11 protein-coding genes are annotated in these 12347 nt (G+C 38.5%); all 11 read right to left on the bottom strand.

The genetic code is table 11. The features are described 5' to 3' along the window. Window positions 1–42: 42 nt before the first annotated feature. Window positions 43–285 (bottom strand): hypothetical protein, encoded by a 243-nt coding sequence (locus tag ACLIJJ_RS12265; protein ID WP_411410975.1) that lies wholly within the window; start codon window positions 283–285, stop codon window positions 43–45. Beyond that, the gene (locus ACLIJJ_RS12260; protein WP_411410974.1) at window positions 278–526 is read right to left on the bottom strand and encodes a hypothetical protein; all 249 of its coding nucleotides are present in this window, start codon (window positions 524–526) and stop codon (window positions 278–280) included. The genes ACLIJJ_RS12265 and ACLIJJ_RS12260 overlap by 8 nt, the downstream gene beginning before the upstream one ends. Window position 527: 1 nt before the next feature. Next, window positions 528–3140 (bottom strand): hypothetical protein, encoded by a 2613-nt coding sequence (locus ACLIJJ_RS12255; protein ID WP_411410973.1) that lies wholly within the window; start codon window positions 3138–3140, stop codon window positions 528–530. 13 nt (window positions 3141–3153) lie between these two features. After that, on the bottom strand, window positions 3154–4179 hold the full coding sequence (locus ACLIJJ_RS12250; protein WP_411410972.1) for a phage late control D family protein: 1026 nt from the start codon (window positions 4177–4179) through the stop codon (window positions 3154–3156). Further along, a complete protein-coding gene (locus tag ACLIJJ_RS12245; protein ID WP_411410971.1) occupies window positions 4179–4448 on the bottom strand; it encodes a tail protein X in 270 nt (89 codons plus the stop codon). Before ACLIJJ_RS12245 ends, ACLIJJ_RS12250 begins: the two co-directional genes overlap by 1 nt. Continuing rightward, on the bottom strand, window positions 4445–8923 hold the full coding sequence (locus ACLIJJ_RS12240) for a phage tail tape measure protein (protein WP_411410970.1): 4479 nt from the start codon (window positions 8921–8923) through the stop codon (window positions 4445–4447). The genes ACLIJJ_RS12245 and ACLIJJ_RS12240 overlap by 4 nt, the downstream gene beginning before the upstream one ends. Before the next feature lie 169 nt (window positions 8924–9092). Continuing rightward, on the bottom strand, window positions 9093–9443 hold the full coding sequence (locus ACLIJJ_RS12235; protein ID WP_411410969.1) for a phage tail assembly protein: 351 nt from the start codon (window positions 9441–9443) through the stop codon (window positions 9093–9095). 17 nt (window positions 9444–9460) lie between these two features. After that, a complete protein-coding gene (locus tag ACLIJJ_RS12230; protein ID WP_411410968.1) occupies window positions 9461–9973 on the bottom strand; it encodes a phage major tail tube protein in 513 nt (170 codons plus the stop codon). Window positions 9974–9975: 2 nt separating this feature from the next. Continuing rightward, window positions 9976–11433, bottom strand: coding sequence for a phage tail sheath family protein (locus ACLIJJ_RS12225; RefSeq protein WP_411410967.1), 1458 nt, complete (start codon window positions 11431–11433; stop codon window positions 9976–9978). After that, on the bottom strand, window positions 11433–11843 hold the full coding sequence (locus ACLIJJ_RS12220) for a hypothetical protein (RefSeq protein ID WP_411410966.1): 411 nt from the start codon (window positions 11841–11843) through the stop codon (window positions 11433–11435). The genes ACLIJJ_RS12225 and ACLIJJ_RS12220 overlap by 1 nt, the downstream gene beginning before the upstream one ends. After that, the gene (locus tag ACLIJJ_RS12215; protein ID WP_411410965.1) at window positions 11840–12346 is read right to left on the bottom strand and encodes a hypothetical protein; all 507 of its coding nucleotides are present in this window, start codon (window positions 12344–12346) and stop codon (window positions 11840–11842) included. The genes ACLIJJ_RS12220 and ACLIJJ_RS12215 overlap by 4 nt, the downstream gene beginning before the upstream one ends. Between the last annotated feature and the right edge of the window lies 1 nt (window position 12347).

Raw genomic sequence — 12347 nt, 5'->3', positions numbered from 1 at the left:
TAATATAAAATAGCGCTACTTATTAGCAACGCTTTGTTCCCCTTATTTTCCGCCTAAAGTGGGTTGTTCGGTTGTTTCCTCAACTGGCGTTGTTTCCAATGGTGATTCTTCAACTGGAGACTCTCCAACCGGTTGTTCTGGAGTCTGTTCCACCGTTTCAGCAGGTTGCTCCTCCACAACATCCTGGATTCCTAGTTCCTTTTTAACGTCGGCTTGAAATGCAGAAGGAATTTTATCGATAGACATATATCCAAGTCTGACTGCAGTACATAACATGTTAAGCATTTATGTTTCCCCCTTTAAGTTGGTTAACTTCTTCTTGTAGTTCTGCGTATTGCAACATAACTAAAGAAAGCATGTTTGCCGTAGCATCCATGCTTTCCATCATTAGGGAAACTAAGTTTCCCATTACTTCAATACTTGAGCTCTCTTTCAATTCCTCTACTTCTTTATCAAAATCTGCTCTAGTCTTCCCAATCTTTTGGAGAGTCTGTTCCAGCAGTTGCTCCATAATTTGTTTATCCATCTTACAATCCACCTGCCTGTAATCTTTTTAACATGTCATAAATAAACAAAGTATTCACAGAGATATCTCGTTTGTTATCCTCTGTACGCTTGATATTATCATCCAATGCTGTGCGTATATTATTGGCAAAAGTAGCAAAGCCACCAATAACATTTGTTGAAAATTTGCTTTTGTCATAGATTATATAAGAAACAAAGTATTCTGCATTTGTATCTACTAGGCTTGTCTTCTTTGAAGCATAGACTTTTCCATTAGCGTTAATCGATGATTGTATATTCCAATCTGATTCCAACATATTCCCTTTATAAACAGCCAGGATAGCAATAGCAGGATTTTTCAATTGAGCTGTACTTGCGCTAAATAGAGCGTTTATATAGGTTAAACTATCAGCCGCGTTGTGTAGGGCTCGAACTTTCTCACGAATAATGCTTCCGCTTCCCACCTCTACTTGAGTAAGGCCATTTACTGAGATAGCTCCCTCTGATCTTAATTCAACAAGGACCAAATTATTTAACATGTAAGAAATCTTATAAGGAATATAACCATTAGACTTATTAGCAGCTACATAAGCCAGTGTTTGTGTTGGAGCATCTGTACCGTCTACCAAACTTGTCCAAGCAGTAGGCTTTAAAGTGGTAGTATCGTACGTTTTAACTTTCCATCCATTAAAATATGCTTTTATTTCGTCAACAGCTGGAGCATAGGTTTCAGCAAAACCAGTTTCTGCATTACTAACAGATACTTTAAATTCTTTTATGTTATTAACATAGCCAATATCAGCGCCTACAAAGCCAGCATTAGCACTTGTATATCGTAGTAATGCTCCATTGTATTTAATGAATTGAGCATAGGCTACATTGGCAACATCACTGATAGGACCACCGAAAGTTTTAAAGCCAGTTCCACTTTCAGATGGACGATAAAACCAGCCTAATGTCCCATCAGCCACATAATCCTTTTCAATTATCTTTCTCATCATCATTTTGCCATCTTCTTCAAGTAGCAAATCACGATAGTTTCCAATGGAACCAAGCTTTGCCTCCACAAATAAATAGGATGGATTTCTAGGAACAAAAGGCTTAATGTTTTCTCCTACCACTAACATAGGATTTTTTAAAGTAACGGCCACATTAGCCACTTGATTACTATTGAATAATCGCACTGAAATTCTTGTAATACCTGCTGGTACTGTAAAAGTAAGTTTATTTTGTATCGAAGCAACAGGTGTTTGCCATACAATGGTTGTGGCTAAATCCTGACTACGTATAACTACAGCACCACCAGTTCCTTTTTGTATTTCCTCTACAAAGAAACTATATTTTTGTCCCGGTATTACTTTAATAATCCATTCGATTGTATTTGTTTGTGGACCAGTAGTTTGAAGATCAATCTCATAATCTCCTTTAATAACAAAATCAGAGCTAATTATGCTTAGACTTGCTTCGTTAAAGGTAGGAATTAAGTTATCACCCTCTGCAATAATGAAAGGGTTTTGCACATGCTGATATCCTTCCACCATTGGATAACGGCGAATTACTTCTTCTTCATTCCAGTTAACTAAAATATTGTCATATTGCTCTTTTGATACCTCATATAAAGGAATTCGTGGAGCATGTAAAACAGCTGTAGATTTCAATTCAATCTCCAATTCCACATAATCAATATTAACTTGTGATTGGGAAGTAGCATCTGCTGCTTCTGCAAAGGCAATGAAATGCACAAATCCATCCGATTGTACTAAAGTATTTACGGAAGGAGAATCTGACGCTCCTTGCGCAACTTTTGCAACAGAGCTGCTAGTATGAACGGATGAAGTTGAATCTGTCCAAGCTCCACTGGTCCATCTTTGGAGGCTAATTTTGTAGCCTGACGGTCCTTTCCCATAACCATGTAAATTACAAATAATTTTAGCAACATTTTCTTTAATCCATTGAACTTTTTCGGCAAAAGTGTTTCGTGGAATTCTTCCAACGTTTCTTTCTATTTCTTCCACTACGTTATAAGACAATAATCCTTGTGCCATATTACCAGCAACAGTTTGAATTAGTTGAGTAAAGGCTCCGTCTAACTTGCTAACAGTAGAATAAGCACCACTAAATTCAGATTGAAATGCTGAAGGTGCTTGCAAAACGTTCCAAGTCCCTCCGCTTTGGCTATTACTCTTTGCGATGTGCGGATTATCCGTATTACTACCAGCAGATTTATTCTCATAGTTAGCAATTCTGGTGATAATTTGCGGTTTCGCATTAACACCTTGGAATTTGTTAACGCCTTGTACAATTAAGCTATCACTAAATTTCACCTTTGTCCTCTTATCCGCAAGGACGTAAAATTTAGAAGCATCCAGCTCTGTATTCTGTAATGAGACAAGAGTACGTCCGTCCATTTGAATGGATACGGGAGCATTTACATCACCATTTAAAACCTGCATGCCCTGGCCAATGCTTTGAACCTGTCTATTTGCTCCCTCAAGCTTTTGATGAGCAAGTTCAATTCCAGCATCCATTTTATTTAAATTGCTTGCACTTACAGGAGTTCCTTGCTGCAATACTGCTCCAGTGGTGCCGTCCTTTACATGGTCTTTCCATCCGACCTGTTTATAGTTTTGAGCCATTTATGTCACTCCTTTAAAGTTTTTTTAATGAATATCGGAACGCTACTAAAACGCCAGTTATGTCTTTCTTTGAAACGCTGTCTGGCTGATCGTCAAATACATCTCCATCTACATCAATTAGTTGGAATTTCGTAATAGAACCAGATATAGAGTCATCGAAATAAAGATAAAAGGTTATTTGATCTCCGCTTTGTATCGTTTGAAAGATAGGCGTAGGATAGGACACTCCTCCAATTACATAACGCCCTTCCTTTACCAGACTCTTAAAAAAGTTTTTTGTCTTAGTATGAGCTGTTGTTGTTAATGCCATCTTAATCCCCCTCTCCAGCGTAAAATTGACCAGTGAGCTTATAGTTACTTTGCAAGATTTATAGCTGCCATTCAAAGTATCTTTATAACTCCACGACTTAATTAATTGATCTGTACGATTAATTGTGGTGACGAAATCCTCTGATTCTAATTGTTCCTCATCAATGGCATATACTTTTTTATTGGCCAATTTTAATGCCAATCCATTTTCATTGCAGAGTCGATAAAGAAAAGCTCCATCTGACTCATATTCTTGGTCCAATCGATCAAAACTAGGATTGTCTGCGGCATCATAGTAAATGCCTAATCCATTCTTTTTCGCTACGTCTGTTAGTACTTTTTTTAACGTCGTCTTTTCCCATGATCTCGACTTTTTTTCTCCTTTTAAAGAAGACTGTTGAGGGATGGACGTTGCTTTTATACTTACCGTTGTAGGAGGGCCGCCGCCGCTTGATTCGTCTATTTCGTAATAGCCTAAATCACGTTTAGTCGTATTTTCATTTCCCCAACCAGGCGGAATAATCAATTTCGCCGTAATAGTAGCACCCTTTTCAGGCATCCAATCTCCTATCCAGATATTGCTTTTATCCGCTAAATTAATGGTTACATCGTCAGCAGAACCGGTGAAATTATCGGTATAAGAAAGACTCGTAACAAAAGGATCGATATCAGAATTGAAATCTTTACCGTTGTATTTTAAGTCATAACTGATACGTCTCCCATCTGTCATTACGAATCCTCCTCACTCGCATACTCTAATGTTTCCTCTTCTTCTGTTACATCATCTAAATCCTCATCCAACCATGCTGGCCTTTGAGATTCATAAGTTTCTTCTATTTCAAATTCAGGAATTATTAACTCAATTCCACTTGTAAATGTAACGGTTAACCGATATTTAGGATTAGCAGTAAGGAGCAAAGGGAAGAGATATTCACTTCCCAATTGCTCATATGCTATTTTGTCCCATGTATCTCCACTCACTGTTACGTACGTACTCATGATAAACTCGTCCGATCTTTATCATTTTCAATCTCAAGCAGCAAACGAATTAACATTTCTTTCAATTCTCCTTTTGCTGTTCTCAATGCTTCCAAAACTTCCTCATACAAATTACCACTTTGGCCATTAACATGAATGACCGGAGCAAAGGTAATATCAAATTTATTTCCTCCGCCATTTCCGCCAGAAACAATATTAGATTTATCACTACCAAAACTCATGAAGCTTCTTAGTAATCCATCCAGGATGGATCTGCTAGAAGAATTGGAGTTAATTTGTGTTGCTCCAGGTAGTTTTATAAGCTCTGGACCACGCTCTCCAGCCCAATAATAATCGGTATTTGGAGTGGTTCCTCCTTGATAATAACCTTTATATCCTCCACCACTTGCCATCGAAGCAATACCAGGAGTGTTGAAAATGGAACCATATCTTGATTGCGTGTAACGAATGGACGCTACAGCATTATGAATTGGATTCCAAATATCGTCCATCCCTGACAACTTATAGGCATTAAATGTTGGATCAATGGTTTGCATAAGTCCCTTGGAAGGAGTACCCCTTTTGGCGTTACTATCCCATAAGTTAATGGCTTTAGGATTCCCTCCTGATTCCTTCATGGCCATTGTTTGTAATGGCCCTAACCAAGACATTGGAACGCCAGTAATGTTAATTGCGGCTGCTAACCACTTTGTCACATCACCAGATGCGGCAGCACCTCCACCGCTCCAGCTGCCGAATCCCTCAATTTTTTCTTTGACGAATTCCACCGCTTTGCCTTTGATCAGCTTAAAGGAACCGCCAATTACATCGTTAAATATTCCAGAAAGGTTAGGAGCACTCACTCCAAATTGTTCTAAAACTTTATCCATGAGTTTAGCAGGATCAGAAACATAGCTCCACACATCAAGTGCAGCATCTTTTATTTCAGAGCCCTTTTCCTTTGTCCAATCCCACGCTGCAGAACTTTTGTCTTTCACCCAACCCCAGCCAGTTTTAAGAGCATCAGTCACGCCCGTTCCTTCTTTATAAGCAGGGACATTGTAATTGTTCATGATCTGCTGTGTTTGCGTGTGTGGAATAACCTGTGTTCCTTTAGGCAAGTTCATAAGAGTATCCGTTCCAGGACTTAAACCAACAAATCCAGATGGAGTACGGAATAATTCTGGACCGCCACCATCTCCAAGGATCGCTAATCCACCAGGATGGGCTCCAGTACCTTTCGCATATTGCGGCACTTCCCATTGATTTAAGGAGACTTCTACGCCTACTTTATCCAACACCCAATTGATTCCTTTTATAATTCCATTAACTATTCCACCAATAGCATTCATCGTGGCATTTGCCATCGACTTTATTCCATCAATCAGACCATTTAGAATGGCTTTTCCTGTATCATACAGGTTGATTGCTTTAAAGAAATCAATAATGTTATTCATGATATTTTTGGCTGTTTCCTTTATATTTTCCCATGCCCCAGACCAGTCGCCTTGGATCAGGGAAGTGAAAGTTTTCAGGATGCCAGTAATAAACGTTAGCGAATTATTAATTGCTGTGGAAATAAACGGAAAAACAAATTGGACTATTTTCAGCAGCAACTGAATGGCTGGCACGACAATATTTGTTAAAAACATTGCCACTCCTTGAAGCAACATGGTAATTATTGGAATAACCGACTGGATAATTGCCAAAATTAAAGGAAACGCCATTTGGACCACTTGTAGTATCAAAGGCAGAGCAGTTTGCGCTATCAAAAGAATAACAGGAACCAATGCACCGATTAGCTGAATTGCTATTGGTAAAACAGCCTGAATAATTGCCAAAATCACTGGAAAAATCAACTGTGCCCCTTGTAAAAGGAGTGGCAAAATGGATGTTGCAATTTCAACAATTACAGGTATTAATAAACCAAGTAATTCTACAATTAAAGGCATACTTGATTGAATAAATAAGACAATCAACGGGAAAATTTGTTGAACTGCACTTAACAACAACGGTAACATAATGCTGGCTATTTCAGATGTTAAAGAAAACCATGTTGTGAAAAGACCAACCAAAATAGGAAGTAAAGTCGTTACCCCATCTATGAGTAAAGGAATTAAAGACTGCGCAAATTCACCAAATAAACCTCCAACTGCTTGAAATAACTGACCAAATGCTGTTCCTAATTCAGCAAAGGCCGGACCTAGTGGAACAAAGCTATCCACGATTATTTGTCCTGTTTTTTGGAATTCAGGACCTAATGCTGCAAAGGAAGTGGCTATTTCTGAAACAGCAGGCATTAACATGGAAAGTAATGTTTGGCCAAACACGCCAAATAGCTGAACAATTGGAGCAACAGCACTTTTAATCGATTCCCATGCACCTACCAGAGATCCTCGTACTTCATCATTTGTCTTGATCAGCTTGTATAAAAATGCTCCAATTGAAATTACACTGGCAATCACCCAACCTATTGGACCGGTTACTCCTAAAAAGGACAATCCAAATCTAGCAATCAATGGGGAAAGCGTTGCAAACGTGTTTCCGATTGTTGAAAAGGAGCTCTTTATATAATCCACTACTTGTTTGGCTGGACCTTGTAATCCATTAAACCATTGAGCAACAGCGCTTGTTTTAGATCCAATATAATCAGCAGTTTGATTGTATGCTGATTGGATTTGAGCAAATGTAGCCACCGTGAAATCTAGGAAACCTTGCCATAATTGAGGTGCCATTGTTGTTACATATGCAACTGAAGATGCAACAATTGCTTTTACACTCGCAAAAGCACTATCTACTTTATTTCTAAAAGTATCAGACATTTTATAAGCAGCGACAAAAGCCACCACTAAACCTGCAATAGCAGCTGCAACCAAAACAAATGGATTGATTAGCATCGCTCCATTTAAACCGATCATTGCGGCTCTCATACCGGCAATAATACCTTTTAATCCTCCACCATAAAGAGCATAGGCAATCATGGCAGCCCGATGAGCTCGGTATAAAACAATGCTTGCTTTCTGGATAGCATTAAATGCAACTTGCGATGCAGCAACGCCCATTAAAGTTCCCTTGTAAACCAGGATAGATGTAGATAACCCTAAAACGATGGGCCCAATGACGCTCATGGCATCTTTAAAGCTTTTAATAGAGTCTGATAAATCATTGGCCATATAGTTAGAAAATACATTTAAATGAGGGAGTATTTTTTCAGCAATTGGAATGAGAAACTCTGTTTCAAATTGCCTCCCTATACCTCTAATGGCATTCCCTATGGTATCGTATTTAATTTTTCCTACTTCCTCCATCGTTTGCTTGGTCATATCAAAGGATTCTTGTACATTACCAAGGGATAACAATGTTTTCATTTCCAAATCCTCTGCTTGCGTACCAAAAAGCGCCACAGCCATTTGAGACTGGACACTAGTGTCCCCAATTTCAGAGATTTTCTGGATAACCTGTTGCATCGCATCTTTACCTTCTAATGCACCAGAAGAAAGAGCATCCAGGAATTGACCTGCTCCGCCCATTGTATATTCAATGTCTTTATATGCCTTTTCGGAGGCTTTTCCGGTACTCTGTAAATCTTTTAGTAGTGCAGCAGCATTTTCCTTTCCAACCTTGGCAGAAAGCTCCATGAATTGCTTGGTTGAAGCTCCTCCATTTTGGAGTTTTGTCATGTAATCGTTGAATCCATCTGCTTGGAACAGATAGCTTAACGCGTCGGATGTTGCTGTACTTCCGTCTTTAATCCGGATACCAAACTCTTTAACTAAGTCGCCAACTTTATCAAGATTAAAGGCTCCATTTTCCAATCCGGCATTGAAGATGTCGAACATCTGATTTGCATCGTAACCCAGGGTTTTGAAATAAACGGAATATTCATTGGCACTATCCAAAAGCTCTTGAGACTTATTGAGCCCTTCATGTGCCCCTTGCGCTAAAAGGTTATAGGATTGTTCGGCAGTAATACCAAAGTTTTTCATCATGGTATCACTGGCTTTTATGGATTCTGCAATATCCTCTCCAAAAACATCCCTATATTGAATGGCATATTTGGTTGCTGTTTCTAAGGACTTGCCTGATAGATCAGTAACTGACTTAACTGATTGGATCGCTTGTGCTAAATCGTTCCAATCTTCTCCAAGGTTTTTGTTATAAAGGTTTTTGGATATCTCCTTTATCTCCTTCATTTCCTCGGCTGTTGCACCTGTTCCAGCTTCCACCTGTTTCATGGCATTAGAATATTGGTCAGCAGAAATAACCGCAGCACCTAAACCCACGCCGACTGCAGCGATGGCTCCACCAGCAGCAATAGCAGCTTTGGTTGAAAGGCTCATACCAGTTTGAAGATTTTCAGTGCTATGGCTTAGTGATTCGGTTCTTTGCTCGGTGTTTCCTAAAGCTTCATTCGCAGTAGAAAAAGCCTGGCGGAAAGAAGGATCAATATTTCCACCAAGCTGAAAAGCAATTTGAAAGGCTCTTTCGTTATTCATTTGTCATCTAACACCTCTTTAACATCTTCTATTTCTCTTAAAAGATTTAAAAAAGTAAGATTTCGGAAGTATGTTTTAGGTGTTTTCGTTGCTATAGATAGCTTGATGTAGACTTTATTTAAGGTTTTTCGGTCATAATTCTTCTTGAACTTACCATCTTTAAAGCTAATTACTCCGCTGAGTTCAAAAAACTTGTCACCGTTCTTTTAACTTTTAAGCTATCTTTTGCAGGTAGCTGGAAAAAGAACTCTTGTGGTTTTCCTGTTGCTTTAGAAGCAAGGAAGAACAAATAAGTCATGCTCATCTCCGGCACCATAGATGGCTTATTTACACGCATCAGCATGTTTTCCGCATCATCCAAGTCCTGACCAGTTAAATTCTCAATACCACTCAAATCAATTTCCGCATGGACTTCTCCTTCAAAAGAAAAAGGCTTGTTAAATTTAACTAGACCTTTCACGTTTGCTTCTGTTGCTGTTGCTGTTGCTTCACTATTTGTTGTTTTTTCTAATTGTGTCATGTTGATTTCCTCTTTTCTTAGATTAATTTATTGATTGCTGCTAATTGATCTTTGCCGTTTAATTTATAAACAGCGTTTAATTTATCTAGTTCCAATGTTGTTTTGCTGCCAATTTCCACTTTGATATAAAATACCTCTAATGTATTCTTAGATTCCATTCCAGAGTTTTGCGATAATTTACCAAGATCAAGCCCTTTAGACATATACTTCATGGTAATTTTCACACCAAGATAGGATAAGGCACCATTGTTGGAGTCAACTTGTTGAATGGCTCCTCTTAGCACCAAAGATCGTCCTGCATGAGAAGCAAAATTAAATGTTGTATCTAACAATGTTCTCCAAGGAATTTCAATAGACATACTTCCAAAATGGCCAACATTAGGCGTTTCAATTTCCCCTAATACGCCAGCACCACTGACAGTAGAAGTGATGGCCTCTAAGGTAGGTAGTGTTATTTCACCTGATATTCCTATTAATTTGCTCTTATCATCATAAACGTTAAAATTGGCCACTTTATCCGGTATTATCATGTTTAGGCACCTCCAAATAGACTATTAACCATAAATGTTGGATCAAATTCTAAAGTATTAACGATTTGTTCGGCTGGAGTATATCCACCAATTTTAGTCAGGAATTGGATTTTACCGTTCAAGATATCTGTTTGAGGGTTATCTTCCTCTCTAAACTCAATACTAGCTCCGGCAATATACCCTGCAGCAACTAATCCATTTGCTCGAATATTTTCACTGTCAACAATGCCCTCTATTAATCGAGTGCTTGTTAAATCGTCAATGTCGTTCCAGAAGGTAACAACAAAGCTATTTCCCCACCAGTTCATTAATCTACGTAAGTTAATGAATCTGTCTTTAGGATCTGTTGTACCTGGATACGCTGCAGTATTGTTCCCCCATACTTTCCAGCCGCCCCAATTAATGAAGGTTACAATGCCTTGTCCATTTAAATAGTTAGCTTGAACAGGATCTAAATAAATCTCAGTCCCATTCGCTAGACAAGCGCCACTAATAGCAATTGCCCTATTAGATGGTGAATTTGCTGGTACATCTTCAGTTGTTGAATCTAGTGCTTTCAAAGAAGCAGCATAAACGGAACTAGCGTGTAAAATCCTTGTCCCGATTTTTGTTTTAGGCCATAACGCTACACTCCGTGCGTTTGTATAGCCATTATCATTTTTCCAAGTTGGTACTTCCTCATATTTAGTAACCACTGTGGTATCAATATCTGCTGCTACATCAGCATTAAAACTGCCATTAATTTTTTGTACTTTCGCCACCATTACCGCATAAACATCTGGATACTGAGAAAAGCCAGGAGCAATTAATAGGCCTGGAACAACTCCTAATCTTGGATAAACTTGTTGGATTAGTTCAAGACCTTTATATTTACCTGCAGCACTGTCATATCCTCCAATGATATCGGCCTTCGTTACTTTAGAAGCGTCTACTTTGTCATATGTCACTTTGGCCGCTGCAGCAGCCCCAATAGTGCCTCCTGTTAAAACTGTAATTACTGGTTTATCAGCTGCGTTAAAACTGATCGTATAATCCGTATCTTTAACATATGTTTTAGTGCCATCTGAGCTTTTAATTTTTACAGTACTCAACAAAACACCTTCATCATTGATAACAGCTGCTCCCTTTGCTATAGTTAGCGCTGCATCTGTAACGGCTGTTTTATGGACTGTTGGATCAAGAACATTAATAAATACTACAGGACCAACAGAAGAGACTTGAAGGGCTGCATACATAGCTTCACAAAGTGTGTATTTACTAAAATTTTCGCTATAACCAAGTTTAGATTCTGCGTCTCCAAAAGTGTTGGCCAAAACTGGAACATTGGTTACTGCTAATGGATCTGCTGCTAAGTGAATTGGGGCAGTTCCCACTGCAATTAAAACGCCTCCTATATTCTGCACAGGAGGCGTTACGGACGTACTATTTTCTTTTATATTAATTCCATGTTCATATGCCATTATTTAGAAGCCTCCTTGTAAAAAGCTAACGTATTTTCATACATCACTTGATCTTTTGTTCCCTTTATTCCTAAATTGGCATTTACCTTTGAAAGATTACTTACCGGCACTATTAATTCCTGAATAAAAGGGCATTTCTCCATCTCTGCTTTTACTTGGATAGGAAATCCATCTGTGAAAGTAGAATACTGCGGTAATGTATTACCAGGCAGGCTTGGGCCAATATAAATAAGCGTCTGAACCGTTTCTGCCTTTCTAATTTCATGTATATCCACATGAGCCTTGTGTGGTACAGCCACAACCTTTTGTACTTGTGGAATTTCTTTCTCTACAATGGATTGTTTTGTTTCTTGAACTTCGGCACCAGACGTAATTGTTTCATCAACTTCAGGTTTTTTACGTGTCGTCATGTTAACTTATTCACTTCCTCATCTAATATTTGTATGGCTTCTTCAAATTCCAATAACATTGCTCCGAAATAAAAGGGATGTGTATCCTCGTCATGAATTTTCCATCTTGGAGGAACAGGTAAGGAATACTGTTTTTTCATTTGGCGATTCTTCGCTAAATCCATTGTGATTTTTCTAAGAATAGCTGTTACATCCTTATATCCACTTCTACTTTCAGAATCATCATGTACTCCAACAATGACATTAACAGTTACAATCTGTTTAGAATCCCACTGTTCTTGGATGCCTTCAAATAATTGCACAACGATTGCAGGATAAAAAGATGAGTTATCATCATCTTCTGCAAATTCATCATGTGGGTTTTCGTTTCGTTTCGGTATGGGCAAATGTTGCTCATAAACTTTAACAGGAACTTTTTTTCCGTCAGGACCTTTAAAAAGTTGCCCTTTAAATGCTTTTTCGAATCGTTTGATTAACTCGCTCTGTAAATTCTCTGGTATCATG

This window comes from Niallia laureatilytica, from assembly GCF_046613985.1.
Lineage (GTDB): Bacteria > Bacillota > Bacilli > Bacillales > Cytobacillaceae > Niallia.
This window is presented reverse-complemented; position numbering and strand designations above follow the sequence as displayed.